Source organism: Leadbetterella sp. DM7 (genome assembly GCF_040829825.2).
GTDB lineage: Bacteria > Bacteroidota > Bacteroidia > Cytophagales > Spirosomataceae > Leadbetterella.
This window is the reverse complement of sequence record NZ_JBFOLH020000021.1, coordinates 12,177-38,140: the sequence shown is the minus strand read 5'-3', so window position 1 is coordinate 38,140 and position 25,964 is coordinate 12,177. Positions and strand designations below refer to the sequence as shown.

At 47.9% G+C, this 25,964-nt stretch carries 27 protein-coding genes, 3 tRNA genes and 1 pseudogene; 13 read left to right on the top strand and 18 right to left on the bottom strand.

What is annotated here, in order from left to right:
* The 3 genes from dapA to AB2U10_RS17820 are packed head-to-tail and all read left to right on the top strand — an operon-like array spanning window position 1 to window position 1,716.
* Window positions 1–882 (top strand): 4-hydroxy-tetrahydrodipicolinate synthase, encoded by an 882-nt coding sequence (gene dapA, locus AB2U10_RS17830; RefSeq protein WP_367916337.1) that lies wholly within the window; start codon window positions 1–3, stop codon window positions 880–882.
* Window positions 879–1,508: a phosphatase PAP2 family protein gene (locus AB2U10_RS17825; RefSeq protein WP_367916338.1), complete on the top strand. Its 630-nt coding sequence runs from the start codon at window positions 879–881 to the stop codon at window positions 1,506–1,508. The genes dapA and AB2U10_RS17825 overlap by 4 nt, the downstream gene beginning before the upstream one ends.
* A gap of 40 nt (window positions 1,509–1,548) precedes the next feature.
* The gene (locus AB2U10_RS17820; protein ID WP_367916339.1) at window positions 1,549–1,716 is read left to right on the top strand and encodes a hypothetical protein; all 168 of its coding nucleotides are present in this window, start codon (window positions 1,549–1,551) and stop codon (window positions 1,714–1,716) included.
* Window positions 1,717–1,720: 4 nt separating this feature from the next.
* Here AB2U10_RS17820 and amaB read toward each other — a convergent pair whose 3' ends face one another.
* On the bottom strand, window positions 1,721–3,229 hold the full coding sequence (gene amaB / locus AB2U10_RS17815) for an L-piperidine-6-carboxylate dehydrogenase (RefSeq protein WP_367916340.1): 1,509 nt from the start codon (window positions 3,227–3,229) through the stop codon (window positions 1,721–1,723).
* A 235-nt stretch (window positions 3,230–3,464) separates the two neighbouring features.
* Between amaB and AB2U10_RS17810 the strand changes: the two genes are divergently transcribed.
* The 4 genes from AB2U10_RS17810 (at window position 3,465) to AB2U10_RS17795 (ending at window position 7,034) form a co-directional block, all read left to right on the top strand.
* On the top strand, window positions 3,465–4,067 hold the full coding sequence (locus AB2U10_RS17810; protein ID WP_367916341.1) for a SatD family protein: 603 nt from the start codon (window positions 3,465–3,467) through the stop codon (window positions 4,065–4,067).
* Complete coding sequence (locus tag AB2U10_RS17805) at window positions 4,064–4,792, top strand: DUF3307 domain-containing protein (RefSeq protein ID WP_367916342.1); 729 nt, start codon at window positions 4,064–4,066, stop codon at window positions 4,790–4,792. The genes AB2U10_RS17810 and AB2U10_RS17805 overlap by 4 nt, the downstream gene beginning before the upstream one ends.
* A gap of 74 nt (window positions 4,793–4,866) precedes the next feature.
* The gene (locus AB2U10_RS17800; protein ID WP_367916343.1) at window positions 4,867–5,832 is read left to right on the top strand and encodes a zinc dependent phospholipase C family protein; all 966 of its coding nucleotides are present in this window, start codon (window positions 4,867–4,869) and stop codon (window positions 5,830–5,832) included.
* A gap of 101 nt (window positions 5,833–5,933) precedes the next feature.
* Complete coding sequence (locus tag AB2U10_RS17795) at window positions 5,934–7,034, top strand: metallophosphoesterase (protein ID WP_367916344.1); 1,101 nt, start codon at window positions 5,934–5,936, stop codon at window positions 7,032–7,034.
* A gap of 97 nt (window positions 7,035–7,131) precedes the next feature.
* Here the strand turns inward: AB2U10_RS17795 and AB2U10_RS17790 are convergent, their stop codons facing one another.
* The 8 genes from AB2U10_RS17790 to AB2U10_RS17755 all read right to left on the bottom strand — a co-directional run bounded on the left by AB2U10_RS17790 (window position 7,132) and on the right by AB2U10_RS17755 (window position 14,505).
* On the bottom strand, window positions 7,132–7,899 hold the full coding sequence (locus tag AB2U10_RS17790) for an ABC transporter permease (RefSeq protein WP_367916345.1): 768 nt from the start codon (window positions 7,897–7,899) through the stop codon (window positions 7,132–7,134).
* Complete coding sequence (locus tag AB2U10_RS17785) at window positions 7,896–8,951, bottom strand: DUF8744 domain-containing protein (RefSeq protein WP_367916346.1); 1,056 nt, start codon at window positions 8,949–8,951, stop codon at window positions 7,896–7,898. Before AB2U10_RS17785 ends, AB2U10_RS17790 begins: the two co-directional genes overlap by 4 nt.
* Window positions 8,948–9,676, bottom strand: a complete 729-nt coding sequence (locus AB2U10_RS17780; RefSeq protein WP_367916347.1) for an ABC transporter ATP-binding protein — start codon at window positions 9,674–9,676, stop codon at window positions 8,948–8,950. Before AB2U10_RS17780 ends, AB2U10_RS17785 begins: the two co-directional genes overlap by 4 nt.
* Window positions 9,673–10,932, bottom strand: a complete 1,260-nt coding sequence (gene nosD, locus AB2U10_RS17775) for a nitrous oxide reductase family maturation protein NosD (protein ID WP_367916348.1) — start codon at window positions 10,930–10,932, stop codon at window positions 9,673–9,675. The genes AB2U10_RS17780 and nosD overlap by 4 nt, the downstream gene beginning before the upstream one ends.
* Before the next feature lie 3 nt (window positions 10,933–10,935).
* The gene (locus AB2U10_RS17770) at window positions 10,936–11,340 is read right to left on the bottom strand and encodes a nitrous oxide reductase accessory protein NosL (RefSeq protein WP_367916349.1); all 405 of its coding nucleotides are present in this window, start codon (window positions 11,338–11,340) and stop codon (window positions 10,936–10,938) included.
* Window positions 11,324–11,932, bottom strand: coding sequence for a hypothetical protein (locus tag AB2U10_RS17765; protein WP_367916350.1), 609 nt, complete (start codon window positions 11,930–11,932; stop codon window positions 11,324–11,326). The genes AB2U10_RS17770 and AB2U10_RS17765 overlap by 17 nt, the downstream gene beginning before the upstream one ends.
* A 102-nt stretch (window positions 11,933–12,034) precedes the next feature.
* Entirely contained in the window at window positions 12,035–14,035 is a 2,001-nt protein-coding gene (gene nosZ, locus AB2U10_RS17760) for a Sec-dependent nitrous-oxide reductase (protein WP_367916351.1), read from the bottom strand.
* Window positions 14,036–14,049: 14 nt separating this feature from the next.
* A complete protein-coding gene (locus AB2U10_RS17755) occupies window positions 14,050–14,505 on the bottom strand; it encodes a c-type cytochrome (protein WP_367916352.1) in 456 nt (151 codons plus the stop codon).
* A 161-nt stretch (window positions 14,506–14,666) separates the two neighbouring features.
* Here AB2U10_RS17755 and AB2U10_RS17750 point away from each other — a divergent pair, with 161 nt between their 5' ends.
* On the top strand, window positions 14,667–15,107 hold the full coding sequence (locus AB2U10_RS17750; RefSeq protein ID WP_367916353.1) for an RrF2 family transcriptional regulator: 441 nt from the start codon (window positions 14,667–14,669) through the stop codon (window positions 15,105–15,107).
* Here the strand turns inward: AB2U10_RS17750 and AB2U10_RS17745 are convergent.
* From AB2U10_RS17745 to AB2U10_RS17735, 3 genes are read right to left on the bottom strand one after another with little or no spacing between them, the layout of a single operon-like run.
* Window positions 15,104–15,703 (bottom strand): polysaccharide deacetylase family protein, encoded by a 600-nt coding sequence (locus AB2U10_RS17745; protein ID WP_367916354.1) that lies wholly within the window; start codon window positions 15,701–15,703, stop codon window positions 15,104–15,106. The two genes, AB2U10_RS17750 and AB2U10_RS17745, sit on opposite strands and share 4 nt — an antisense overlap.
* On the bottom strand, window positions 15,700–16,767 hold the full coding sequence (locus AB2U10_RS17740; RefSeq protein WP_367916355.1) for a glycosyltransferase: 1,068 nt from the start codon (window positions 16,765–16,767) through the stop codon (window positions 15,700–15,702). Before AB2U10_RS17740 ends, AB2U10_RS17745 begins: the two co-directional genes overlap by 4 nt.
* Complete coding sequence (locus tag AB2U10_RS17735) at window positions 16,745–17,617, bottom strand: hypothetical protein (protein ID WP_367916356.1); 873 nt, start codon at window positions 17,615–17,617, stop codon at window positions 16,745–16,747. Before AB2U10_RS17735 ends, AB2U10_RS17740 begins: the two co-directional genes overlap by 23 nt.
* Window positions 17,618–17,713: 96 nt before the next feature.
* Here AB2U10_RS17735 and ruvC point away from each other — a divergent pair, with 96 nt between their 5' ends.
* The 4 genes from ruvC (at window position 17,714) to AB2U10_RS17715 (ending at window position 18,693) form a co-directional block, all read left to right on the top strand.
* Window positions 17,714–18,283, top strand: coding sequence for a crossover junction endodeoxyribonuclease RuvC (ruvC, locus tag AB2U10_RS17730; RefSeq protein WP_367916357.1), 570 nt, complete (start codon window positions 17,714–17,716; stop codon window positions 18,281–18,283).
* Window positions 18,284–18,405: 122 nt separating this feature from the next.
* Window positions 18,406–18,492: transfer RNA gene (locus AB2U10_RS17725), tRNA-Ser, on the top strand.
* Between the two features lie 14 nt (window positions 18,493–18,506).
* Window positions 18,507–18,581: transfer RNA gene (locus AB2U10_RS17720), tRNA-Pro, on the top strand.
* A gap of 38 nt (window positions 18,582–18,619) precedes the next feature.
* Window positions 18,620–18,693, top strand: a tRNA-Arg gene (locus tag AB2U10_RS17715).
* 733 nt (window positions 18,694–19,426) lie between these two features.
* Here the strand turns inward: AB2U10_RS17715 and AB2U10_RS17710 are convergent.
* Window positions 19,427–20,209, bottom strand: a pseudogene (locus AB2U10_RS17710) (recombinase family protein); the annotation flags it as partial.
* A gap of 42 nt (window positions 20,210–20,251) precedes the next feature.
* Entirely contained in the window at window positions 20,252–20,395 is a 144-nt protein-coding gene (locus tag AB2U10_RS17705; RefSeq protein WP_367916358.1) for a hypothetical protein, read from the bottom strand.
* 224 nt (window positions 20,396–20,619) lie between these two features.
* On the opposite strand from AB2U10_RS17705, the gene AB2U10_RS17700 reads away from it, so the two are divergent.
* Entirely contained in the window at window positions 20,620–21,375 is a 756-nt protein-coding gene (locus AB2U10_RS17700) for a hypothetical protein (protein ID WP_367916359.1), read from the top strand.
* 347 nt (window positions 21,376–21,722) lie between these two features.
* Here the strand turns inward: AB2U10_RS17700 and AB2U10_RS17695 are convergent, their stop codons facing one another.
* From AB2U10_RS17695 to traM, 4 genes are all read right to left on the bottom strand, one after another.
* Window positions 21,723–22,778, bottom strand: a complete 1,056-nt coding sequence (locus AB2U10_RS17695) for a hypothetical protein (protein ID WP_367916360.1) — start codon at window positions 22,776–22,778, stop codon at window positions 21,723–21,725.
* Between the two features lie 30 nt (window positions 22,779–22,808).
* Window positions 22,809–23,615 (bottom strand): hypothetical protein, encoded by an 807-nt coding sequence (locus AB2U10_RS17690; RefSeq protein ID WP_367916361.1) that lies wholly within the window; start codon window positions 23,613–23,615, stop codon window positions 22,809–22,811.
* 73 nt (window positions 23,616–23,688) lie between these two features.
* A complete protein-coding gene (traN, locus tag AB2U10_RS17685) occupies window positions 23,689–24,510 on the bottom strand; it encodes a conjugative transposon protein TraN (RefSeq protein ID WP_367916362.1) in 822 nt (273 codons plus the stop codon).
* Window positions 24,511–24,540: 30 nt separating this feature from the next.
* Window positions 24,541–25,815: a conjugative transposon protein TraM gene (gene traM, locus AB2U10_RS17680; RefSeq protein ID WP_367916363.1), complete on the bottom strand. Its 1,275-nt coding sequence runs from the start codon at window positions 25,813–25,815 to the stop codon at window positions 24,541–24,543.
* Window positions 25,816–25,964 lie beyond the last annotated feature (149 nt).

Below are 25,964 nucleotides of genomic sequence, written 5' to 3'. Positions count from 1 at the left end.
ATGAAAGAACTATATGGCCTCGGAACAGCCTTAACTACTCCTTTTACCGAAGATAACCGGGTGGATTTTCCTGCATTGAGAAAACACCTGGATTACCTGAACAAGGAGGGTATTGACTATTACGTGGTGAACGGAACTACCGGTGAGTCGGCTACATTGAGAAAAGAGGAGAGTGCGGAGATCCTGGAATACGTAAAGCAGTACAACGGAGGTAAACGGCCGATAGTGTTTGGTATAGGAGGCAACAATACCCAGGCGGTGCTGGATACCATTGCCCAGACCGATTTTAACGGGGTAACGGCCCTTCTTTCGGTATGTCCTTATTACAATAAGCCTTCTCAGCGGGGGATATACCTCCATTTCAAGGCCATTGCCGATGCCAGTCCGGTACCGGTAATTTTATACAATGTGCCGGGCAGAACGGTGATCTCCATGAGTGTTGAAACCATTGCCGAGCTGGCTGCGCATCCGAATATTATCGGGTTGAAAGATGCTTCCAGCAGCATTGAAGTAGCAATAGACCTGTCCAGAACCCTTCCTGAAGATTTCCTGCTGTTGTCTGGCGATGATAATCTTTTTACGGCTCAGGCCAGCCTGGGGTACAAAGGCGTGATTTCGGTGATTGGCAACGGTTTTCCCAAAGAGTTTTATGAGCTGGTGCAATCGGCTCTGGCCGGAGATTTTGAGAAAGCCAAGCGGCTACAGGGAAAATTCCTTGATTTTGATACCCTGCTGTATGTGGAATCGAACCCGGTAGGAATCAAATGTGTGCTGGATATCAAAGGCATATACGACGGAAGGGTACGCCTGCCTTTGGCCAAAGCTTCTGATGAGCTGTATCAGAAAATGGAGGCGTCGATGCGTAAAGAAGGTTTCTTATGATCAGGAAAGTCGTCTTTCTTTTACTGCTCCTGGGAAGTCTCCGGGGCTTTGGCCAGGAGAAAAGCTGGGATCTTAAGAAGCTGGAAGATATTAACCTGGGCCGGAATACGAAGATGGATAAGCCCCTGGATTTTCTCAGCAATTCATCGGACTACCTGGCTATAGGTTTCCCGGCGGCCATGCTGGCGGCAGGTTATATCGGTGACAATGCAGCCCTGAAGCGGGAGGGATATACGCTGGCGGTGACTACTGCGGCTACCTATGGGATAGGGTTTGTTCTGAAGAAGGCGGTAGATAAAGACCGGCCTTATATCACCCATCCTGCTATTCAGAATTACAGGGAGTTTTCAGGAAGCTCGTTCCCTTCCGGAAGTACGGCCCTGGCTTTCTCTACGGCTACCGGGCTGTCGCTTGCCTACCCCAAATGGTATGTGATCCTGCCGTCTGCGCTGTATGCCTGCACGGTGGGGTATTCGAGGCTGCACCTCGGGGCGCATTACCCCAGTGATGTGTTTGCCGGCGCGGCCATAGGAATAGGCACGGCCTTTGCCTCCCGGAAACTGAACCAGTGGGTGCGGAATGAATCGCGGAAAAATAAGCTGAAACGCCAGGGTGGAGAATTTTGAACAGACCCTGTGGGGTAAATCCGGCACTAATTCTATATCGATGGAAAAAAACAATACAGAAATTCAAACCCTGACCCGTAAGGAGAAGGTGGTTAAATATTTTAAGAAGCTGGGTTGGGTGGGCTTTTTCTTCTTCCTGGGCAAAGGGCTGTTGTGGCTGATCGTCCCTTACCTGGCAGCTAAGGGACTGATCAATTGTAACGGCTGATTTTTTACAGGTCGAATTTGATTCCCTGCGCCAGTGGCAGGGTATTGCCGTAGTTAATGGTGTTGGTTTGTCGCCGCATGTAGGCTTTCCAGGCGTCAGAGCCGCTTTCCCGTCCGCCACCGGTCTCTTTTTCCCCGCCGAATGCGCCGCCGATTTCGGCTCCTGAGGTGCCTATGTTGACATTGGCGATACCGCAGTCAGAGCCCCAGGCCGACAAAAAGGCTTCCGATTCTTTCAGATTTTGGGTAAATATGGCAGAAGAAAGCCCCTGGGGCACATCGTTCTGGAGTGTTATGGCCTCGTCGAGTGTTTTAAACGACAAGACATAGAGGATAGGCGCAAAGGTTTCGTGCTTCATCACCGGAATCTGCTCCGGCACTTCAATGATGGCCGGCTGAACAAAATTTCCACCCAGTGTTTTGCCGCCGGTAAGGAGTTTGCCACCCTGCTCCTGAGCCGTTTTTATGGCTGCTTCGTAGCTTTCCACGGCATGGTGATCGATAAGCGGGCCCACATGGTTGGCGGGATCAAGCGGGTCACCGGTTTGCAGTTGCTCATAGGCTTTCACCAGTCGTGCCGTGAGCTCTTGTATCCGCGATTCGTGCACCAGCAGGCGGCGGGTCGTGGTACATCTTTGTCCTGCAGTACCTACGGCTCCGAACACCACTGCCGGAACGGCAAGGTTAAGATCGGCGTTTTCAGTGACGATAATGGCGTTATTACCGCCCAGCTCCAGCAGGTATTTTCCCAGGCGTGCAGAAACTTTTTGGGCTACGGCCCGGCCCATCCGTGTGCTTCCGGTGGCAGAAAGGAGGGCAATGTTTTCATCGGCTGCCATGGCTTCGCCCACTTGCCGGTCACCGATAGTGAGGCAGGAAATCCCTTCCGGCAGGTTATTATTTTTCAGTACTTCACTGATGATATTCTGGCAGGCAATGGCCGATAAAGGGGTTTTTTCTGACGGTTTCCAGATGGTGGTGTTACCGCAAACCCAGGCCAGCATGCTGTTCCATGACCATACGGCCACCGGGAAGTTAAAGGCAGATATAATGCCCACTACTCCCAGCGGGTGCCACTGTTCATACATGCGGTGTTCGGGCCTTTCAGAATGCATGGTCAGGCCATACAGCTGGCGCGAGAGCCCTACGGCCAGGTCGCAGATATCGATAATTTCCTGCACTTCGCCCAGGCCTTCCTGCAGGCTTTTTCCCATTTCAAAGGATACAAGCTTACCCAGCGCATTTTTATGCCGGCGAAAGGCATCTCCCATCTGGCGAACAATGTCACCGCGTTTGGGGGCCGGTACTTTCCGCCATACTCCGAACGCTTCTTTTGCCACGGCTACCGCTTCATGGTAGTCTGCTTCGGTGCAAAGTGTTGTAGCGGCTATAAGCCCGCCGTCTGTAGGGTTGTACGAGTGGAGCGTGCTTCCCCTGCCGTCCCTGTTTTTGAGGCCGGTAGAGAAACCGTAATTGTTTTCCTGCAGGTGAAGCTCTTGTAAGAAATCTTTCATGGAATGCTTTTTTTACAAATATACAATAATAACGGGTGGTTTCCGGGCTCAGAAGGCCGGGCAAGACATTATTTTGTGCTGATCGTTTATATAGCCGATTTTTATAAATATCGTTTATTTATACGATAATATTAAATATCGTTTAAAATAATGATATTAGTGAATATCGGTTTTTTATATGATATTTTGTTGTTTTCATTCTTTTGATGTAGATTTGATGGAAATTAAGAGGGGAATGAAAGTTGTTATAACCGGTGATATCGTTAATTCCAGGAATGTCAGGAGCGAAAAATGGCTGGCTGCATTAAAGGCAGCACTGGCTGATTTTGGCTGCGAAACGCATGACTGGGAGATTTACAGGGGAGACAGCTTCCAGCTTGTAGTAGCGGCCGACAGGGCACTGGATGCCGTATTTTACATTAAATCGGCGCTTAAAGATACCGCCCCGCTGGATGTACGCATGGCTTTGGGGCTGGGCCACATAAGCTACCGGTCAAAGCGGGTGCTGGAGTCTAACGGCCCTGCTTTCGTGTATTCAGGCGAGTGTTTTGAACAGTTGAAAAAGCATACTCTCCGGATAAAATCGGATTTCCCGGAGCTGGACGAAACCCTGAACCTGATGTTTTCGCTGACCGACTTCATAACGGGCAACTGGAAACCGGTTACGGCAGAGATCATTCGCCATAAATTGAAATATCCTGAGCTGACCCAGAGAAAGCTGGCCCAGCTGATGGGCCGGAAAAGCCAGGCCAGCATAAGCGAAGGCCTGAAAAGAGGAGGATATGACGAAATCAGGCACTTAATTGACTTTTATAAAATCCAAATAACAAAATTATGATCGAATTATCTGTACAACTCGTTTTAGCCCATCTTCTGGGTGATTTTGTCCTGCAGCCGGCTTCCTGGATACGCGACCGGAACAAACGCAGGTTTCGTTCTGCGGCCCTGTATTACCATACCGGCGTACATATCCTGTGCATGATAGTGATATTGGGCTTTAACAGCGGCTACCCGCTGGCTTTTGGGGTGATTCCCCTGTCGCATCTGTTTATTGATGGCCTTAAAGCGAGCTTTCACGGCCGGTACAATGAGCGTATTCTGTTTTTAACCGACCAGGCACTTCATTTGCTGGTGATCGGCGGGGTAGCTTTGTATTATTTTCCCGAAGGGCTGAACCTGTCGCTTCTCCGGTCTCCGCAGGTTCTGCTGACCGTTACGGCGCTGGTTTTTATTTCCTATGCCAGCGGAATTATCCTGAAAGTATTGTTATCCAAATGGTCTACGGAGATCCGTGGCGATAAAAAGTACCAGGGAATGAGCGAGGCGGGAAGGTATATCGGCATCCTGGAGCGGCTGTTTATTTTCTTCTTTGTTGTTACCGGAAGATGGGAGGGTGTAGGCTTTTTACTGACCGCGAAGTCGATCTTCCGTTTCGGTGACCTGACCACGAACAAAGACCATAAATTAACCGAATATATTTTGATCGGTACACTGCTGAGCTTCGGAATAGCGGTTTTTACGGGTCTTGTATTCCGGTATATTTCAGGCCTGCTGAACGGGTAACCGCTTAAAAAACAGCATTTCATTAGGAATTCCGGGCGGTATTTTGTATTTTTAAGGAATAAATCCATAAAAATATGAAGACCACACTCCTGATCTTTCTGATGCTGGTGCCCGCGGGGCCGGAACCACCTGCCTGGGGCTTTTATGCCCATAGCCTGATCAATCGCCTGGCGGTGTATTCTTTACCGCCTGAGATGACTGGTTTTTTCAAGAAACATATTGAATACATTACCGAGAAAGCCGTTAACCCGGATCGCCGCCGCTATGCTATGGCGGGAGAAGCAGAACGGCACTTTATTGACCTGGACAATTACCCGGACTCGCTGAAAACCGTTTTACCGCGTTTGAGCTGGGAGGAGGCCGTAAAGCAGCTGGGCGAAGATGCCCTGAGAGCCAGCGGGATAGTGCCCTGGCAGGTGCAGAAGATGAAATACCAGCTTACCGAAGCTTTCCGGCTGCGGCAAAGCGACCGGATTCTTCAGACAGCCACTGACCTGGGCCATTATATTGCCGATGCGAATGTTCCGCTGCATACCACGAAGAATTATAACGGCCAGCTTACGGGCCAGCACGGCATTCACGGGTTCTGGGAGTCGCGGCTGCCCGAGCTGTTCAGTACAGATTACGACCTGCTGATCGGGAAGGCCGCTTATGAAAAGAATGTTAGGGAAAGAAGCTGGCAAGCCGTTTTACAGGCGCATGCCGCCCTGGATAGTGTCCTGGAATTTGAACGCCGGCTTACACGTGAAACCCCGCCTGACCGCAAGTTCAGCATAGAAGAACGGAACGGCATTACGGTACGGAGCTATTCCCGAGGGTTCTCGGCAAAATACCACCGGATGCTGGAAGACCAGGTAGAGCGGCAGATGAAGCGTTCGGTCAGGATGATCGCTGACCTCTGGTACACGGCCTGGGTTGATGCCGGGCAGCCCGACCTGGACACCGTTCCGAAGTTTGTTCCCGACCCGGAAGAAGAGAAAGAGATGATGAAGGGCTGGCTGCAGCGGATTCTGAATGTAAGAAAAGAAGCGGATTATTGAAGAACGGGCACTTTGACTGAAAATATACTTTCAGGCCGGGAACGGATAATCGACTGGGATCGGGAAAAGTTTTATAGATTTGCCCTATAGATGATTTACAGATGATGCTTTACCCTGCCCGCTTATTGGCTTTCTTTTTTGCCCTGCTGGCTTTTCATTCTTTAAAAGCCCAGGACAATCTTTCTGACGGCCCTCATGTTTTCTATACCAACGACAGCATCCGGGTATTTTCCGTTGAAAACGGGCAAGCTGTGAAAACCGTTTTTCCTAAAGAGGCCCGGGAAAAAATAAAGCTCAGGATCGGCTTTTCCAATGCACCGGAAAAGAACTTTGAGGTAATGCTTAAGCCGGGGAACCCCACAGAGCCCTGCCTCTGGAAGCAACCCGGAAAAATGCTGGTACTGTCGGATATTGAAGGAGAATTTGATGCGCTCAGGAACCTGCTTCTGGCCAACCGGGTGATCAACAAAAAATACGAGTGGATATTCGGTAAAGGCCACCTGGTTATTTGCGGAGACCTGTTTGACAGGGGCCTTGAGGTTTCGGCCACGCTGTGGCTGCTGTACAAGCTGGAACAGGATGCCGTAAAGAAAGGAGGATATGTGCATACCATTTTAGGGAATCACGATATAATGAACCTGGCCGGTAATTTTAAATATGTGGCCAAAAAATATTTTGCAAATTCAGAAGCTATGGGCGTGCCTTATGAAGACTTTTACAGCAAAGACTCGGAACTGGGCAAGTGGCTGAGAAGTAAAAATATCATGGAAAAGATAGGAGGTAACCTGTGCCTGCACGGCGGGGTTTCTCCGGATGTCAACGGGCTGAAATTGAGCGTTGGCGAGATAAACGAGAAAGCAAGGCCCTATATTGGGTGGAAAGACCTGAAAAATACGGTGAAAGAGGATACCATACTGAAGCTGTTCAACAGTCGTGACGGGCTCTTCTGGTTCCGGGGATATTTCAGGGAACCGGTTGTTGACGAAAAAGTGGTGGATGAAACGCTGCGGCTGTATGGGGTGGAAAGAATTATTGTAGGCCATACCATTGTGAAAACGAATGTAGGATTTTATTACCATCAGAAAGTGCTGGGAATTGATGTTAACCAGCATACCGGTGACCACCAGGGGGCTTTGTATGAAAATAAAAGGTGGTATAAAATAAACCTCAGCGGTGATAAGCTCCCGGTACCTGCTCATTAAGGAGTGCAGCCGGAAGCTGAACCTGTATTGCTGACGGGGAACCGCTTAATGCAGGAAGAAAAAGAAGTTGTGCAGACCCGTATCCCTAAAAATGAAATTATAAGTCTTTTTTCAAAAAAGTTTTGTAGGCTTTGAGAAGCGGAAACGCTATCCACAGGAGCAATAGCAGAACAGAAACGATCACGCCTTTTTCCGAAGTAAAGAATTTCTGGAATATGGCACCGGTAATGCCGAGAAGGGCGGAGATATCCAGCTTCATCAGGATGAGTATCCGGGCCAGGTCTACCGGGTTAAGAGCGGTGAGCACCAGCGAGGCTTTATCCAGCGGGTAATCGCTGAAAAGCATCAGCAGGGTAAGCGCCAGGCCATCATAAAGCAGGCAGAAATAGAACCAGATTCCCAGGGCAATGCCGATGCCTTTGGCCCTGTCGCGGGTAAGTGTACAGGCAAAAAATGCCAGGGATACAAAAACCAGCGATAAGAGAAAGCCGCAGAGCACCAGCGTAGCGCCCGCACCGGTTCCGTCGTAAATCCAGGTAGGAATGCCCACGCCTATAAAGAAAGCCAGGCAAAGTGAAATGTTTATGCCCCAGAACTGGCTGAGAAATATAGTTTTGCGGCTGATAGGCTGGGCAGAAAGCAGCTCCAGGAACTCATAGGAGTTGTAAAACTGGATGGTGGTAAAGACAATGCTCACCAGGGGAACCACCATCAGGATGATATTCAGGAGGCTCAGAACGCCTTTATTGCCTTCTGATCCGAAGCCGTAGAAGGCCAGGCTGGTAAAAAGCAGCAGGAGGGTATAGCTGAGCACAAAACGGTTCCTGACAATGTCATAGATCACGTATTTGATAACTTTATTCATGATTTGCTTCGTTTGAATTTTACAATAAGCCAGAGGATGGTCAGCAGGTAGACCAGGAAAAATACACCGTTATAGATGCCGCCCAGCTTTCTGAGCTCAAAATTTTCGGTCATGTCGCCATAAATACGGATGATCAGGCCAATGTGCAGACCCGCCAGCCACAGGTACAAAACCGGATGGAACGGAGTGGTGTTTATATTCAGCAGGCCGGGAAATATAATGGGTGCATGAGCCAGGATCATCGACAGCACAAAACCTACAAAGAACGAGTGAAGCACTGCATCATAGAGGTAGGGGTTGCCCATTTCGAGCATGCTCAGCACACCGGTTACCGCCAGCCAGAGGTAGGCCAGCAGCAGGGCCAGCCCGAGAAAACGGTAATGCCCTTCCCGTTTCAGGTTGACCCTTATCAGGTCATGCCTTAAAAGCCAGCTGGCCAGCCCGATCATGCTGGCACCTACCACTACCTTAGAGCCCAGGTGGTACAGGAAGGAGCTGACCAGCAGAAGCCCTATCCAGAAATATATTTCATAAAAGGCTTTTTTACTGACCGGCAGAAAGCGGGTCAGGTTTAGCCTCTCGCCGGTAATGGTCAGCACCAGGAAGAGCATCCAGGCGGCAAAAGCCCTGGGGTAGGAGAAGCTGAACAGGAAAACGGCATAGGCCATCAGCTGAAACGTGGCGCCGATGGCCATAATGAGGTCACCTTTGAGCCTGTATTTCCGGTAATTGCTGATGGTTATCCAGCAGTAGCCGGCGCTTCCGGTCAGCAGGCAAAGCACGCCGTACCGCCCCTGGTTAGCGATGAACAGGGGTAAGCTGAGGGCCATGACGATCACGAATATCCAGGCTTTTTTATCCGGGAAGGTGGCTACCCGCTCCAGGCAGATCAATGTGCCTAAGAAAGAGCCGGCCATCAGCACGCCGTGGTGCGCTACAGGCAGGTAAGGGCCCGAAGGCAAAGGCTGGCCTATTCGTATAATGCCGCAATAGATGCCCACAATCATGGCAATAAAGGCCAGCGGCATGACGATATACATGGCGTTTTTCATAGCTCAGCCGTCTCCTTTTTTGACATCAGGTGGGCAATAATGCGGGAGAGCCGGTTTTCACCGGTTTCTTCTTTTATATCGCTCAGCTTTTTGAACAACTGCAGGTTTCCTTCTTCGAGGTACATGATATGGGTGGCCAGCTCCTCGAGGTCAGCCAGGATGTGCGAGGTGATAATGATGAGCTTTCCTTTCAGGCTTTCTTCCAGGATTTTTTCTTTCAGGATCTCACTCGACAGCGGATCGAGACCGGCCGTAGGCTCATCCAGGATAAGGATTTCCGGGTTAAAGAGAAACGCGAGGGTGGCGCTCACCTTCTGGCGGGTTCCTCCAGACAGGGTGCCCAGGGGCTTATCGTAAATATCGCGGAGGTGAAAGAGGTCGATCAGCTCTTCATCGGTCTTCTGTACCACACCTTTTTCCCGGCGGATATCCCGCATCATATCGATAAGCTGGCTTATTTTAAGATTTTTAGGGTAATTACCGATCTGCGGCATATAGCCTATATGAGCCCTGTAATGGTAATCGGACTGGATATCATACCCTTTTACCCGTATTTTACCGGAAGTGGGCACGTTCATGCCCAGCAGGGTTTTGATGAGGGTGGTCTTTCCCGATCCGTTAGGTCCGATAAGGGCTACCGATTGACCGGCCTCCATTTCAAAGCTGATGTTTTTCAGCACCTGGAGGCGACCAAACGATTTGTTTACATTTTCGAAGCTGATCATACGTTCATTTTATTTGCAGCGAATGAGGCTAGTTTAACGGGCTTCATCCGGGGTTTTTCATCCATTAACCGGTCAGGCGTAATGCCCGGAATGATCTTTTCAACACGCTCCAGGAGCGATGCTGTAAAGCTGCGAAAGATCATCATGGCCTGGGGTACTCTTTCGATCAGTACGGAAAAAAGACTCACAGGCCGAAAGGGTACATCGCCGGTACCGTCACGGTCCAGGTCATACCCGTCATAGTTGTCCCAGTAGTTATTTGATATGGTATTGTAGGTGGTATTGCCACTGGTTCCCATATTAAAGGTGTTGCGTATAAAATTATTGTCGGATAGGGTATTGGCATCGCAGTTGGCCTGGAGGCGCAGGGCAATGCCGTTTTCCGAAAATTCATTCTTTTCCAGCACAGAACGGCTGCAGCCGTCCATATAGATGCCTACGGTGTTCGAGCTGAAGAGGTTGTGCTCCATGTGGCTTTCGGAGATATCTTTCAGGAGTAATCCGTAAGCGCTGGCTCCCCAGTTGTTGATAAAGCGGTTGTGCTTCATGGTGACTTTCCGGGTGTACATGACGGCTACCCCGGCACCGTTGTTTTCAAAGGTGTTGTATTCGTAGGTGTCGTTATGCGAAAACATGAAATGCAGCCCGTAACGGATATTGCGGGAAGAGTAGTTGTTTTTTACGGCAGAGTTGGTGACAAATTCGAAGTAAATGCCGTCACGGTGACCGGTTACCCGGTTATGGTCAATAAATACACTGTCGCATTTCCAGGCGTGTATCCCGTTTCCGGTGGTTTGCTCTTCCTTTGGTGTTCCGGCAATATCGTTGCCGATCACTTTTGAGAGATTGGTGGCTGAGAGATACACCCCGAAGTAGCAATTCCTGAAACGGTTGTTTTTTACGGTGACGTATTCCGATTCGATCACTTTTACCCCGGCATAGTCGATGGTGCTGGTCTGGGGAACGTTTTCGAATTGTATGCCTTCAATGTGCACCCCGTTACTTTTCACGGTGAGTATTTCATTCCGGAACCCGCCGTCAAGCACCGGGAAATTTTCGCCCAGAAGGGTGAGCCGTTTACTGATCACGATATTCCTGACGGCATATTTCCCGCTTTTGATCAGAACGGTATCTCCATCCCGGGCGGTTATTTCCACTGCCCTGTAAAGTTCATTGGCTGAACTTACAGGGTATTTCCCGGCCATTGCGCTACCGGCTGCCAGCATAAAAAGGATACTATGTTTCAGGATACGCATGTTTCAGTCAAATTTTTTCTGCAATTCAGGCCACGTGATGCTGCCTGCATTCTTTTCTGCGGCAGAGAATGCCGCCGTATTGCCTCCCATGGGACTTGAATATTCATCCGACTGAACGAAAAACGCCTTTTCCACATCCAGGAACTCTTCAGGGGTATCAAAGTTATTGACTACCCGGAACGCGAAGTCGGTTTTGTCCATGGTACGGTGGTGACGGATCATGCAGCTGATATCGTCATACTTATACACTTTACCTTTGGAGGTAACGGTTTCTGCAGCATATTTATCATCAACAATAGACATCTTACAGAAAGAGCACTGGTCTTCCCCGTAGTTGAAAGCTTCTGTTTTTGGAGCACAAGACCACAGGAGAAGAGGTAAAAAGGTAAATTTAAGATATTTTTTCATGTTTTCTGAATTTGAATTCGTAACACAGGATAAAGATCAGGGCCACACCGAAGGCTGCGAAGATCCACCCGCCGATATCGGGGATAGAGTAGGCCCCGAAGTTAAGCAGCTCTTTATAACCCAGCAGAGGGGGCTGATAGGCCATTCCGGGTACTTTGATAGGGGCGTCATCGCTCAGGTTATGTCCGTATTCGTATCCCCATTTCCAGAAGTCGTAAAGGGCATACACTGCCCCGGCCACCAGTACGATAAAGTAAGCCAGTACGGCTGTTTTTTTTCGTAATAAAGCGGCTACCACGCCCGCCAGCGCCAGGAAAGCCACGCAATAGGGGAGAATTTTGAATTCGGGGAACATTTCTTCTTTAATGTGGGCCATTCCAATGTAATGGTTCAGTCCGTTGATGATCTCTACCTGTCCGCTGAGCTTGGAGAGCCATATTTTCATGGTGAGTCCTTCAGGGTATTGAGGCGCCCAGAGATCTATGCGCCAGATAGGTACAAAGTAGGTGATCAGGAGGCTGAGTGCCCCAATAATCAATATCCATTGGGAAGCAGTAGAGATCCTGCCTGTCTGAGTGTTTGATTTTTTCATTTCTTTAGGGAAAATGAAGAAGGGAGTACAGGCAGCTCCGGGCTTTTTAGTTTCGGGTAATCAGTAACCCGGAGCTACCTGTATTCTGTTTTCTTCGTGAAATTATTTGCCGGCTACGGCCTTTTCGGCGGCGGCTTCCGGCGTATTACCTAAGCTCCATTTGAGCGGAACATTGCTGTTAGCCGGTGATACCCGTATGTATCCCTGCATTTCCTGGTGGAGGGCAGAGCAGAAGTCGGTACAGTAGAACGGAGTAACTCCTATGCGGGTCGGAATCCATTTGTAGGTCTGGGTTTCACCCGGCATAATGAGCAGCTCGGCATTCTGGCTTCCCCTTACGGCAAATCCGTGCGGAACGTCCCAGTCCTGTTCCAGGTTGGTAACGTGGAAGTACACCACATCGCCCATTTTGATTCCTTCGATATTGTCAGGGGCAAAGTGCGAACGGATAGACGTCATATAGATGTGTACCTCTTTGCCTTTACGTTCCACGCGGGTTTCTTTTTCACTCCTGGCTGCATACGGGTGCTTGTTTTTCTCCAGCTCGTAGATCTTCCGTGTTTTGTCTTTGATCATCGAGGCCGGGATAGACTCGGCGTAGTGGGGCTCTCCGGTGGTTGGGAAGTCGAGGAGAAGCTTCATCTTATCGCCGGAGATGTCGTACAGCTGAGCCGACTGGGCCAGTTCAGGGCCTGTAGGCAGGTAACGGTCTTTGGTGATCTTGTTGTACGCTATTACGTATTTACCGTGCGGTTTTGCGGTAGGTCCGCCGGGAATGCTCAGGTGACCTACAGAGTAATAGGTAGGTACGCGGTCAATGATCTCCAGCTTTTCGATATTCCACCGAACCAGCTCGGAAGACACAAAGAAAGAGGTAATGGCATTGCCTTTGCCGTCAAACTCGGTATGCAGGGGTCCGAGACCCGGCTTCTGCACTTCGCCGTGAAGCACTTCTTCGTATTTCAGGATAGGAATACCGTCGAACTGACCGTCATATTTTTTACCCGCTATGGCTTTCTGCATTTTGTCGAATGAGAATACCGGGATTACGGCTGCCAGCTTTCCTGAACCTACAATATAGCTTCCGGTTGGGTCTACATCACAGCCGTGAGGCGACTTCGGACATGGAATGAAGTAAAGCATATCGGGACAATCTTTGGGGTCGAGGGTCATCACACCATTGATGATGGTTGAAGTGGCCGAGTGGGTGTCTTCATCCCAGGTGTTATGGGCATACGTACCTGCTTCTTTTTTGCCTTTGCCCTGTGCCAGGTACTGCTCTGCTTTTTTCCAGTTTACCGCCAGGATAAAGTCTTTGTCCTTTTGCGAGGCGTTTACTTCCAGCAGCGAGTTGGCCTGCTCGGTATTGTAGGTAGAGAAGAAGAACCAGTCGGCTGATTTGCCTTTTCCGGCCCGGGCCAGGTCATAGCTTACACCCGGTGTTTTCAGCTGGAACTTAATGGCCATGCGGCCGGTTTCTTTGTCGATGCTGATAAAGCTGATGTATCCTTTAAAGTTTTCTTTAAATGAGCTGATGGGCACATCGGATACGTTATCGGGCGGAACGGAGAAACGGGTTCCCGCTACGGTATATTCCGTGTTGGAGGTGATGAAAGGCGACGAGTGGTTACCTCCTGAGTTCGGGATTTCGATGATTTCTTCCGTTTTAAAAGAAGAAAGGCTGATCCGGGCTATCCGGGGCGTGTTGTTCCCGTTGATAAATGCCCAGCGGCCGTCGTGCTCGCCATTGGTGGTAGAGAGGGCAATGTGGTGAGAGTCATCCCAGGGAATGAAGCCGTGAGAGGTATTCAGCATGGGTTTGGTTTCTTCGCTGTATCCCCAGCCGTTTTCCGGATGCTGGGAGAATACAGGGATATTTTTCAATGTTCTGCCGGAAGGCAATCCGATCACGGAAACCTGGCCGTTGAAGCCACCCGATACGATGTTGTAGAACTCGTCGTGGGTGCCCGGTGCCACGTATACTTTCTGGGCGGCGTCACCCGCGAGTTCAGAGCCCGCGTTTCCGCCTCCGGGCCTACAGGCTGTCTGGGATACCGCCAAAGCACCTAGTGCCAGGCTGATCAGGTAATAATTGGTTTTCATATTAGGTCAAAAAATTATATTTCACCGTCATTTTTGCGCATAAATTCAATTATGCTCCTGGAATCCTCAAGTGACACGTTCTGGTTAGGCATCCGGATCAGACATTCTTCCAGCATTTTCTGTGCTTCAGCGTCTTTTTCCAGCATAATGTCAACATTGGTGATCATGTTGGTCAGCCACACGGCTGTACGGCGTTTGGTAACGCCTGACCAGCCCGGACCTACCAAACGGGTGTCATCCAGCCGGTGGCAGGACATGCACTTCATTTCGTAAATCTCCTGACCGTGTTTTACCATAGCCGCATCCAGCGGATTGGTCAGCTTCACTTCCGTTACTTCGGTACCGTGAATAACTTCCTGTTTCTCAAGGATATCTTCACTGACTTCCGGAGATTCGGCTCTTTGTTTTGCTCCCTTACCACATCCGGCCAGGATGAGAATAAGAAAGACTGCCCATAACGATTTGTTCATATTTCTTAAAGGTTTTGATAGAACAAAATTGAGGCTGCTACGACGCGAAAACTATGAGCTACATTTTGAAATAAACTGATAGATGTCATAAAAAAGGATATAAGGGTCTTTTTATCTTTGTAGCAAAAACAGGAAACTCAACCCTGTTTAAAGATTTGATAATGATATCGAAGACTTGTGGATACGGAATCCGGGGAATAGTGTATCTGGCTACAAAAATAGAGGAAGACCGGAAAGTGGGCATTCATGAAATTGCGGGTGAGCTGGAAATTCCACAGCATTTCCTGGCTAAAATTCTGCAGGACCTTGTACGTAAAAAGGTCATCCAGTCGGTAAAGGGCCCGCACGGCGGCTTTTATGTGAAGGAGTCGGTACTGGACCTGCCCGTGATGGATATCGTGGAGATGATTGACGGTGAAGGATATAAAACCCGTTGTTTTATGGGGATAGAAGAGTGTTCGTCGGAGAACCCCTGCCCACTGCACCACGATTTCTCCTTATTTAAATCGGGCATCGTAAAAAGGCTGAGAGAAAAAACCATAGGGGATTTACGGGAAGGCGTGTTTGAAGGCCATTCGTTTCTCAGCTACCGGCTGAATTAGCCGGGTAATTTCTCAAAGCGGTATCCCTGCCGGCTGAAGTGGCCGAGGTACCGGGGCAGCACATGCCGGAGGTTGTTTTGAGCTTTGAGGCTGTCGTGAAATAAGACGATAGATCCGTTCCGGGTATCCCTGATCGCATTTTTCAGGCATTTCTCCGGTGAAAGAGACGCAGAATAATCGCGGGTGAGCACTGACCACATCACAATGCGGTGATGCAGCAGAATCTGCCGGGCCTGCGCTTTTTTTATTCTCCCGTACGGCGGGCGGAACAGGCGCGTAGCGTACAGCTCTTCCAGCTTATGCATGTTGCCCAGATACTCTTCTACCGGTGTTTTCCACCCGTTCAGGTGGTTGTAGGTGTGATTGCCTATGCCGTGGCCTGCGCTGATTACCTGCTGAAAGGTTCCGGGGTTTTTCCGGATGTTATCGCCTACGCAGAAGAAGGTGGCTTTTGCGTTGAATTGCTCCAGCTGCTCCAGCACCCAGGGAGTTACTTCGGGCACGGGGCCGTCGTCAAACGTAAGGTAAATGCATTTTTCCGTGGCGGGCATGCGCCAGAGAAACCGGGGGTATATGAGTTCAAATATCCTGTTCATTTCAGCTGGCGTCCTTTCCAGGTATAGGAAGAAGGGATCAGCGAGATCAGCCCGAAGAATACGGCGTAAAACGGGTAAATCAGCTGGGTCAAAGGTATATAAAAAATGGCTTTCCCGCGTCGGAAAAAGAGCAATATTACCGAAAGGAAGAGGCCTTCAGCCAGAAAACGGAAAAGAACCACCTCCCATTTCCCGGTAAAGAGGAAGCCGATGGTGAGAGCATTGACCAGGAAAACCAGGACGGCGGCGGCTTTGGAAGCCGGGTTTTGTCCGGCGTTCCATTTACCGGCCCATCTTTTCCTCTGCTGATAAAACTGGCGGAGATTTTCAGTGGCCCGGGTTTCCACGATGCAGTCCCTGCTCCGGGCAAAGAAGATGCCCCCGGGGTATTTCCTGTGAATTTTATTCATCAGGAACTCGTCATCGCCTGAAGCCATGCCCGAATTGCCCTCGTATCCGTCTACTTCCCGGAAAACCGATTTCCGGTAGGCCAGGTTGGCCGCACTGCTCATAATGGGTTTTTTCAGGAAGACCGCTACGGCGGCAGAACCGGCAAGCGAGGCAAATTCAACGGTTTGCAGCTGGTTCCAGAGCCCTTTTTTGCGGGTAAACGTGACCGGGCCCGAGATCATCCGGATGCCGGGATCGCGAAAAAGCCCGGCATAAACCGCAATGATGGAAGGAGGCAGAACGCAGTCGCCGTCAGTAGTGAAAATGAGGCTGCCCCTGGCTTCTCTCATGGCTTTTTCGATCCCGGCTTTTTTGGGTGCGCTGCCCCGTTCGTTTTCTTCCAGCCGCAGAATCCGGAGGTTGGGAAGGGCCAGCTTTCGGGCATATTCCAAGGTTTTGTCGGTTGAGTGATCGTCTACCAGGATCACTTCCAGGTGAGGATAGGTTTGGCGGCGGAAGCTCTCCAGTAGCGGGATAATGTTCTGCTCTTCGTTCCGTACCACCACTATGGCCGTTACGGGCTCTTCTGCGCTTTCGGGAACGGGCGTTTTTACCGATAGCCACAACACGGTGGCGAAGAGCAGAAAGAGGCTATATAAGATCAGGAGCAGCATTTTTCTGAGGTTTATAGAAGAGGCCTGCGATCACCGGCGTAAAAACGCTGAAAAACCAGACTGCAAAAGTAGCTACGAGTATTAAACGTTCATCGGCCTGGTATAGTCTAAAGAAGTGAAGGCTGACCAGCTCGCGAAGGGTGAGGTCACCAAAGATGTTGAGGCCGCCGCCAACGGTTTTCACCAGCAGGAGCAGGTTAATGCCGATAAAGAAGACGGCGGGATCCAGGTGAATGCCGAAGGCTGAATAGAAGCAGATATATTGCAGGTTATAGACGAGGCTCCTGGCCAGGGAAAGTCCGATGACCCTGTTTTTTACGGGGAGAGGAAGGGTGATCCTGTATTTCTGAACCGGTTTCCACTTACGAAGAAATGCGGGCAGAAGCCCGTACAGGAAACCCAGGCCCAGGAGCGCAGCGCCCGAAATGACCGCAGCGGGGAAGAAAAGAAAGGCGGCTTTTTCGCGAAAATACCAGAGAAAGAGAGCGGCTCCGCCAAAGAACAGGGCGGTCCAGGTTTGGGTCATGCTGTTGTACAGGTTCAGCAGGACGGCAGAAAGCCGGTTTTCTTTTTTGAAATCCATGCTGCGGCCTACGTAATCGCCGGCCATCAGCGGGGTAACCACTCCCAGCTTCAGGCCGCGCAGAACCTCTGCTGTAGCCGCCGGGAAATCGCGTTCTTCGAGGCGCCCGGCCAGGGTTTTCCACTTGGTGATTTCGAGATAATAATTGGGTAGTACCAGCAGTATCCCCGCCAGGAGCCAGCCCGGCTGTATGAGCCCCGTGAGCTGGCGGAGAAAAGCGGCGGATACATCCAGTTTGGAGAGCTGGTAGAAAAGGAGCCCGGCCATGAGTATGGGAAATACGATCCTGAAAAACCGCCTGAGATTAGGTTTAGATAAAATTTGGACGGTATTTTGCGTAATTAACTTCAAACAGCAGGAGATTTGGAAGCAAAGGTAAATGAAAAAATCATACTGGGGATAGATCCGGGCACACGGGTTCTGGGATACGGCATCATAGAAGTGAAGAGCTCGCAGCTCAGGATAATCCAGTATGGTGTGTTGCGGCTGGAAAAGATGGGCTCGCACGAGCTGAAGCTGAAAAGAATTTTTGAGCGCATTACCCAGCTGATTACGGAGTATCTCCCGGATGAAATGGCCATTGAAGCACCGTTTTACGGCGAAAATGTGCAGTCGATGCTGAAGCTGGGACGGGCGCAGGGTGTAGCCATGGCGGCAGCATTGGCCCGTGATGTGAGTATAGTGGAATACCTGCCCAAGAAAGTGAAGCAGAGTGTAACGGGTAACGGGAATGCCACCAAAGAACAGGTGGCTTATATGCTGGAAAAGCTCTTTAACCAGCCGTTGGAAAGAAAGTTTTATGATGCTACGGATGCCCTGGCAGTGGGTGTTTGTCATTTTATGCACGGCAAAACCAAGGCGCTTACGGGCAACGGGTCTAAAAAATCAGGGTGGGCCGCTTTTTTATCGGAAAACCCCGAAAGAATTAAGTAGTTTATTGCCAAATTCTTAAAGGGATCGGGCCGGTGTTCTTGTAAAAATATCATAAAAATATTGGCTGGAAGTTTTGCGGTGCTGTAAAAAGGGTCTATATTTGCAAACCTTTTCGGAGAGACGGAGAGATGGGTGAGTGGCTGAAACCACCAGTTTGCTAAACTGACGTACCGGTAACGGTACCGCGGGTTCGAATCCCGCTCTCTCCGCTGAAAAAGCACCTCGGGGTGTAGCGTAGCCCGGTCATCGCGTCTGCTTTGGGAGCAGAAGGTCGCAAGTTCGAATCTTGCCACCCCGACAAAAGCAGCTTCACAGCTGCTTTCTTAATTTATGGAAGGTTCCGTAGCTCAGTTGGATAGAGCAACAGATTTCTAATCTGTGGGTCGCAGGTTCGAATCCTGCCGGGATCACTTGACAGGACAAGTCGGAATTTTCTTCCGCTTGTCCTTTTTTATTTTCTCTTAAATTGCTGTTTATCAGGTAGATATAGTTGACTGCTTCGTTCACTCTAAAAGTTCGAAGTACATTGTTTTCGATATACAATTTTTCAGGAAATATCGAACTAATTACTTCTCGCTTTTTATCAATATCAGTGGTCTCGTAAATCTTATCCAACCTTAAAAGATTACTAACTCCTTTGTTAAGAAGCTCTTTAAAGTTTAGATCATTATCTGAAAGTCCGCTTAATCTGGCTTTTAGCTTTTCTAACTTTGTTTTATAGTCTGATTTCATTTCCAGGTAATCGTCCGGTTGTATGAGCTTAGATGATAACAGTTCACGAATATAAATCAGCTTATTTTCAAGCTCTGTCATCTGTTTCTGCAATTGTCTTTTTTCATTCACAAGATGATCATTTTGACTGCTCCACGTTTGTTTCAGTACCACTTTATATAATTCAGCCAGTTCTGGACGCGGCATATACTTTCGGAGTTCATAAATAAACTGTTGATTAAGATCATCAGCCCTTTGTCTGAATTTACAACCGAGAGAACAGTGATAGTAAGAATAGTGTTTGGTATGTCCTTTTGATGCACTGCCAGTTAGTATTTTACCGCATGTGGGACAAGTTAAGAATCCCCTTAGAGGTAAAGTCGAATTGGAAACTACCTTTAGCCTGTATTGGTTGCGTTTTCTTCCATCCAGTACATCCTGTACCCGATAAAACAGGTCTTCGGTAATTAGTGGGTCATGTACTCCCTGGACAAAGGTGCTGGGTTCGTTTCTGTATTTGGGGACAAATATCTTTCCACAGTATACGGGATTCCGAATAGCGAACCAAAAGAGACTTTTTGTACCCGTGAATCCCTTTTCTCGCGCCATTTTATAGACTTGCTCGGTATTATATACCCCTTTGACTAATTCTTCGAAAGACCAGCGGACTGCGCTCGCCTGAGGCTCGTTAATAGCGATGTATTTTTTCCCTTTTTCATCCGCTCTATTAATGTAACCAATAGGAGCTAAGCCCATATAACGGCCTTCTTTTCTTGCTTTCATCATTCCATCAATTACATTTAATGCTCTTCGGTCATTCTCTACTTCAGGCCCTGTCAGATAGAAAGCAAGCATCATTTTATTTTCAGGAATGGATAAATCCAGAGGCTGGTCTATAGCTTGTGGTTCCACACCTAATCTCCTAAGTGTACTTATCATTTGGTAGGCATCACCAGCATTGCGACTGAATCTGTCCCATTTAAGAAACAAGACCAAATCTGCTTTACCTCTATTTTTTCTTAAGTCTGATAAATATGCTTTCCACTCCGGGCGGATAAAGGTCTTAGCAGAATGATCCTCAAACATTACTCTTCGGATGGTAATGTTGTTAGTTTCACAATACTTACGCAGTAGTTCTTCCTGATTGCGTTGCGAATAGCCTTTTTCGGCTTGTTCATCCGTACTTACGCGGATGTACAGATCAGCGATTTTCATACTCGTTTAAATTTAAAATCAACATATAATTAACATAGAACTCTAATTCTTTTTTAAGTACCTTTCTATTAGAATATTAGCTAATAAATTCAGGAAGTCGAGAATTGCGGCAGCTTGTTCTAATGATACTTCAATGCCATTTTTACTAAGCAGTTCTACAGCCTGCTCGGGTTTAAGTTTTTCCATTTTGCAACTCCTCATAATCAACTACACAATGCTTTCGTGCAGATGGATACTTTAACAATACTAAGATAATAAATTGTATTGATAATATATATATTATCAACGCTTTTTAATAAAAACTTTCAGCGAAAGTTTTCATATACATTCTTTAATCTTTTACATAACTGCTTACTTTTGTTTTGGGACAAGAATGGGAAGCGACAACCAACGGGCCAACAGAGGAATAAATGAGTAAAGTAAGTTATAAAATCTACTTTAATAACAGGCTAAAGCAAGTGTCACTATATGGTCACATGACCTACCCTCTATACATTCAAGTCACACATAAGCGTATACACATTTTTTTTAAAAGCTACTACTTTGACCTGTTTTCGAAGTCCAGGCATTTCTTGCCTGATAGGAGAGCTGATCTTCCTGCGGCGACCGGGGAAACAGTGAAGGCAAGCAATGAGATAGGGATTGATAAGTTTGGTCCATCCATTGAGGAAATAACCTCTAAGGAAATAGAGGTTATTGACTTTATTATAAATAGACACCCTGACGATTTTTCACTGGATTTGTTTAAACGTGAATACGCCTTTTATAGCAAGGATTTGTGCGATATTACTGAAGATAGCTACATTAATTACCTGTACACTTTCTTCCAAAGCAGGGGTATGCCGGCCCTCGCTGTAACGGTCAGGGAGGGTACCAGACATACTATTGCTTATGAGGTTATCCATGATATGAAAATGGCTCTTTCCCGATCTTTTTATGACCAGCTCGTTGAAAGTTCGTTGTACTTCTCTCCACCTTATCTTCCTTTGTATGGTTTTGTGCAGGACACAAAACAATGGCCCATGCTATGCCTTACAGTTATGGAATGGCAAAATATAAAGACTCAAACCGCATTTACGGAGTACATGAAAATACACTACCCCGAGATTGATACAACAGTAGTTACAGATCAACTTGCACAGTGGTTAGATACCCTTAGACCTTAATATTGAGCTATTTGATTTTTGCTTAATTGACTCATTACTATTCCTTGGTTTTCAGGAAAGTAGATCTTACTTCCCAGGTTTCTACGAAATGAAGGTTCATATTCGATGTACCCGAAATCACTTAAATCCCTTACGCACTTATGATAGGTCGTGGGAGAGGAGATCTTTGCTATTCGCATGATCTGGTGACTGAAAGCTATAATCGGGTTGATGAGCCCCTTTTGTTTCCTGTACTGCAATAAGGCCGCATAGATACCAATATGGGTAATACTGATGCGGGGATCTTTTTCAATAGCTCCGAAGAAGTCCGACAACGGCTTCAATATTTCCTCTGTCTCGATCATATCCTAATGGTGAACTTTCACCCCGTTTAGTTTTTTAAAATTCAACTGCTGCTGCTGGTTCATTTGCTGGCTGACTTTTATAGCCTCAGGCGTTTTATTTCCCAAAGCCGAGGAAAGTGTTACTTTTCGGGAGTGCTCATCAAAAATACTCACAGACTTGAATTGAGGGTTAGCCTCTATATAGTAGCGGTATTCCCTGTCGTCCTGTAAAAAGGATACTGCTTCCCGGCTCCCCTGCTTCAGCTTATCCAACAGCTGATAGGCTGTAGATTGGTTCCGCAACTCCTTAATGGGTAAATCTTGTAGTACCCTCTCTAAATCGAATCCATAGCTGAAAGGAAACTCCTTGACCCTGTTATTTCCCTGTGCATCCTTGTCATTTAAATCCAGCTGAATCCAGGTGCCTTCTTTCTGAACTGCACGTCCTTCCAGAAGCTGGTAAACGCGCCCTATATCCATACCCTCCCTGGCTTCAACATAATATTGCCTGGACGCTTCTGGCTTCGCTTCATCATATAGCTTGGCCTGAAAACCGTTAAACTGGTAGTTGCCGGTATGGTCCCTGACAAAGTGTAAGTGATGATCGACCCTTTCCCTTTCATTTATGTAGTAGGAATTTGGAATAGAGAATTGAGGTTGGCCTTGTCTGATCTGTTCGTCCAATTTTGAAGCGAGACCAGAGAAGCCGGCCTTTTGGATTTGCTCCTTTAAAGACCGGCTATTTGCCTCTGTATTCTTAACATCCTTCCTTACACTTATCCTCTCTCTTGCAGGTAGAACCAGCAGACGGCGAAGCATACGGAGCAGAAAGTTGGGATAGAGCTGCTTTTCCATCTGTCTTCTCTCCTGCTGCATTACCTGTAGGGCAAAGCGCTCTTCCGGATCACTCGTCCCCTTATATTTGATGGCTGCGCGTTCATAATGGTGCAGCTTTTCTCTCAGCAGTGCACGATTGGCCGAAATACTCATTGAGAATAGTTTACTGAAGCGCTCTTCCCGGCTTCGCCACAGGGTCAGCTCCATTTCTACCCGATTTGCTCCAACAAACTGATTCTTCATTTTGGTAGTATTTTATAATTTTACACTTCTTTATACAGTCTGGGCCTGCTTTCTCCTTTTTGCTTTAGGCTGCTGACTCACCGTGGGGCCATCATCGTCAGCGACTGTTTGTCGCTCTTTACTACTCTCCTGTTTTGCCGATTGCCCCTGCTCCACAGATTGCTTTTCAGTCCGAGACTGGCGGTTAATTACCCGCTGCATATTCGAATCGTAGATATTGAGGGTTTTAAACTGCGGGTTAGCTTCAATGTGGTAATTTTTATCGACCCCATCCACTTGAATGGTTACCGGTACCCGATTACCTTCCTTCAGCGCCGAAATGAGATTACTTTTCGATTCGGGATCTGCCAGCTGCCGGATAGGTTGCGCACTCAGAACTTTCTCCAAATCATAGCCGTAACTCTCATAGAAGTATTTTAGTTTAAAATTACCGCTGGCAGTGGTTTCTTTGAAGTCAATCATAACCCAGGCATTTGCCACCTGACCTTCTTTGGTGGTCAGGTCTTTATTTACTGCTCTTGTGTTCAGAAGATGATATGCTTCTTTTAAGGCAATATTATCCCCCTTATTGATATAAAATGTCTGCTCCAGTTTTTCTAAAGCCTTTGCCTTTTCAAGGCTCACCCGGTACGAGTTAAAGAAATACATATCACTTTGCTTCGATCTGGTGAAGTTGAGCTCAACACCTACATTATCTCTTCCGTACTGGATGGAATGATTAAGTTTAAACTCCGCTTTTCCTTCCTGGATAGCTGCTTTAAGCTTATCCTCCAGTGTCTCGCTGAATCCGGTGGCAATGATTTGCTCACGCAGGTAATCAAAATTTTTCTGATTCATCTCATTATACTTTTAATGTTTTATTAAACTATCCTCCATTCCGCAGACAACCTACCAGACTTGTCTTCAGATACTACATATCGATGGGTTCGGATTTGATTATTGTGTTGTTGCGCAGCTTCAGGGCCAGATGTCTACCGCCATCCTTTTCCATGAGCTGTATAGCCAGGTACTTCTTATCCGGGATCGTGAATTTTGGCAAGGCAAACACTATTATATGTTGGGTTTTACCCAAAATCTGCTCAGTATTACCTTCGGTATAGATCGGCTTTATCTCTACTTCCTGGGTGGCTGTACGCCGGGCCTTTTTCTGATCCCGGACAAAAAAGCGAAGCTGCCCGATGTCGTAATCCACGTGAGTATCATTTTCCAGTTTCAGTTGGCAGTAGATCACATTATTGCGAATATAAAGCCCGCTTAGCTGAAGTTTTACACCAAACCGGCGGTCACTCTTGCTAACATTTCTTTTTGTCTCTGTTGCAATTAACTGACAGTCGAAGTGCACTTGAGCCTGATCGGTTTCTTCTTCGTTGAAGCTAGCCACCTTCTCACTAGCCTCAGAAAATGAAAGATTTAAGACCTGGGGGGCGGGGGAATACTGCACATTAAAACAGTACAGGCGCCCGTCGGCGGTGATAACAGTCAGACTGGTCTCCGGGAAATCTTTTTTGGCTGCTTTCAACTGAAGTACATTTTCCACGCCAGCCGCTTTTTGTACCAAAACATCCCTGCTTCCCCTGTCAACTGCTCTGATGGCAAAGGGAAAAACAATACTGGAAGTTTTCTGGTAGGTAATCTCAAGCGTTTTTGCACTGATGGCCACCTGGGCGTCGGCACGAATCTCTAAAAATAGAAGTGCTAAACTCATTAATCCTGCTATAACATTCTTTCTCATTACATAATCAATTTAAAGTTATCAATTGGGTTAACTGGCCGATTTTTCGTTCTGAAGTAGCACCTGGTAGCCAGCTTTCAGGGTTACTTCAATCAGTTTTACTTTTTTGCTCAAAAGGTTTTTAGCTACTTCTATCCCGGCTGAAGCCGCCTGAGCACCCAGTGAAGGGTCAAGGCTACTTATTCCCAAAGTAGCAATGTTGCGATCAGCCGATTGTTTGACCGCGTCCCGGGTGATAGCCCCACGGACATAAATTCCTTCCATTCCATCCAGATCATAGACAGTAAGATCTATGGGGTAAATGGAATCCTCACAGCGGATATCTTCAATATGGATCTTTAGCCGCTCGCCACTAAGCTGGGCGGTGCCGAAAACAAAGTTGTCTTTGGGCAGCAGGATTCCATTAATGGTTACATCCTGGGTTAGCCGTAGCTTTACTGTTGAACCGTTCACCACCCGTTGGGTTTCGTGAATAACCGCGGGGATGGTATTTCGTACCTGTTGTGATTTAGAACTTTCCGACCAGGAGAAAAACCCGTTAGGCGGATCATTATCCCATGAATCCACTGTCACTTTGTTTACGCCCTGTTGGTCTGCCTGCTCTTTCTCTAATAGGGAAACTGTATTTTCATCTCCTTTTATGGACACAGGCAAACTTTCCTTTTCCTGCCTGTTAGCAGTTAGTCTTTGCTGGACCCGCTCAGGATGCTGAATATCCAGAATGGTTTCCAGCATGCCGCTGAGCTGCTCGATTTCCTTCTGCTCACTTTCTGTGCTGGTCATCGTCTTCATCATTTCTTCCAGCCGGTCTATCTCGGGAGAGTAGGAGTCTGTGCTCGCAGACGAATAGGGAGCTGGGACTTCCCGATAAGAGCCGTAAGAAGGCGCGTTAAGCTCTTTTTCCAGTTGAGCCAGCTTCCGGTATATTTTTTCTTCATTAGCATCTTCGTATCGCTTATCACTGTTAAGAGAAGTATTCAGCCCCCGTGAGCTGTTAAGGGTCTGGGGTGCGGCCTCCGGCCTTACTCTTTGATAATTCGGATCATTTCGGATCAGCTCCTGCAGCTTCAGTGAGTCGGCGCGGGCCTGATTATAAAAGTCAAGCTTGGTGAGTCGGGCGTCTTCCTTCAGAACCGCGTCGGGAAGACTAAGTAGTAGTCCGCTGTGAGCGGGCTGTTGGGCTGTGCTTTCAGTGACTTTTCCTCCTCCAAGCGCCCAGAACAGTAAAGTAATGAAAGGAAGAGCCAGGGCGGGTAGCGCCATGTAGAACTTTCTTTCCTGTAATTTTTTGGCAGATGTTTCCATGATTGATAAAATTTAGATGAATGCTTTAATTTGTCTTTGACCTCGGCACAATAGATAAAGTACTGTCGCGTCCGTAACCGTAGTGTCTGCGTAAACTGTCAGCTAATACCCTGACCTTTTCCAGGGGATCGATAGAGATTTCTCCCGTT

Coding starts and splice junctions, on each gene's coding strand:
- dapA (WP_367916337.1), top strand. CDS start 1: ATGAAAGAACTATATGGCCTCGGAACAGCCTTAACTACTCCTTTTACC.
- AB2U10_RS17825 (WP_367916338.1), top strand. CDS start 879: ATGATCAGGAAAGTCGTCTTTCTTTTACTGCTCCTGGGAAGTCTCCGG.
- AB2U10_RS17820 (WP_367916339.1), top strand. CDS start 1,549: ATGGAAAAAAACAATACAGAAATTCAAACCCTGACCCGTAAGGAGAAG.
- amaB (WP_367916340.1), bottom strand. CDS start 3,229: ATGAAAGATTTCTTACAAGAGCTTCACCTGCAGGAAAACAATTACGGT.
- AB2U10_RS17810 (WP_367916341.1), top strand. CDS start 3,465: ATGAAAGTTGTTATAACCGGTGATATCGTTAATTCCAGGAATGTCAGG.
- AB2U10_RS17805 (WP_367916342.1), top strand. CDS start 4,064: ATGATCGAATTATCTGTACAACTCGTTTTAGCCCATCTTCTGGGTGAT.
- AB2U10_RS17800 (WP_367916343.1), top strand. CDS start 4,867: ATGAAGACCACACTCCTGATCTTTCTGATGCTGGTGCCCGCGGGGCCG.
- AB2U10_RS17795 (WP_367916344.1), top strand. CDS start 5,934: ATGATGCTTTACCCTGCCCGCTTATTGGCTTTCTTTTTTGCCCTGCTG.
- AB2U10_RS17790 (WP_367916345.1), bottom strand. CDS start 7,899: ATGAATAAAGTTATCAAATACGTGATCTATGACATTGTCAGGAACCGT.
- AB2U10_RS17785 (WP_367916346.1), bottom strand. CDS start 8,951: ATGAAAAACGCCATGTATATCGTCATGCCGCTGGCCTTTATTGCCATG.
- AB2U10_RS17780 (WP_367916347.1), bottom strand. CDS start 9,676: ATGATCAGCTTCGAAAATGTAAACAAATCGTTTGGTCGCCTCCAGGTG.
- nosD (WP_367916348.1), bottom strand. CDS start 10,932: ATGCGTATCCTGAAACATAGTATCCTTTTTATGCTGGCAGCCGGTAGC.
- AB2U10_RS17770 (WP_367916349.1), bottom strand. CDS start 11,340: ATGAAAAAATATCTTAAATTTACCTTTTTACCTCTTCTCCTGTGGTCT.
- AB2U10_RS17765 (WP_367916350.1), bottom strand. CDS start 11,932: ATGAAAAAATCAAACACTCAGACAGGCAGGATCTCTACTGCTTCCCAA.
- nosZ (WP_367916351.1), bottom strand. CDS start 14,035: ATGAAAACCAATTATTACCTGATCAGCCTGGCACTAGGTGCTTTGGCG.
- AB2U10_RS17755 (WP_367916352.1), bottom strand. CDS start 14,505: ATGAACAAATCGTTATGGGCAGTCTTTCTTATTCTCATCCTGGCCGGA.
- AB2U10_RS17750 (WP_367916353.1), top strand. CDS start 14,667: ATGATATCGAAGACTTGTGGATACGGAATCCGGGGAATAGTGTATCTG.
- AB2U10_RS17745 (WP_367916354.1), bottom strand. CDS start 15,703: ATGAACAGGATATTTGAACTCATATACCCCCGGTTTCTCTGGCGCATG.
- AB2U10_RS17740 (WP_367916355.1), bottom strand. CDS start 16,767: ATGCTGCTCCTGATCTTATATAGCCTCTTTCTGCTCTTCGCCACCGTG.
- AB2U10_RS17735 (WP_367916356.1), bottom strand. CDS start 17,617: ATGGCCGGGCTCCTTTTCTACCAGCTCTCCAAACTGGATGTATCCGCC.
- AB2U10_RS17705 (WP_367916358.1), bottom strand. CDS start 20,395: ATGGAAAAACTTAAACCCGAGCAGGCTGTAGAACTGCTTAGTAAAAAT.
- AB2U10_RS17700 (WP_367916359.1), top strand. CDS start 20,620: ATGAGTAAAGTAAGTTATAAAATCTACTTTAATAACAGGCTAAAGCAA.
- AB2U10_RS17695 (WP_367916360.1), bottom strand. CDS start 22,778: ATGAAGAATCAGTTTGTTGGAGCAAATCGGGTAGAAATGGAGCTGACC.
- AB2U10_RS17690 (WP_367916361.1), bottom strand. CDS start 23,615: ATGAATCAGAAAAATTTTGATTACCTGCGTGAGCAAATCATTGCCACC.
- traN (WP_367916362.1), bottom strand. CDS start 24,510: ATGAGAAAGAATGTTATAGCAGGATTAATGAGTTTAGCACTTCTATTT.
- traM (WP_367916363.1), bottom strand. CDS start 25,815: ATGGAAACATCTGCCAAAAAATTACAGGAAAGAAAGTTCTACATGGCG.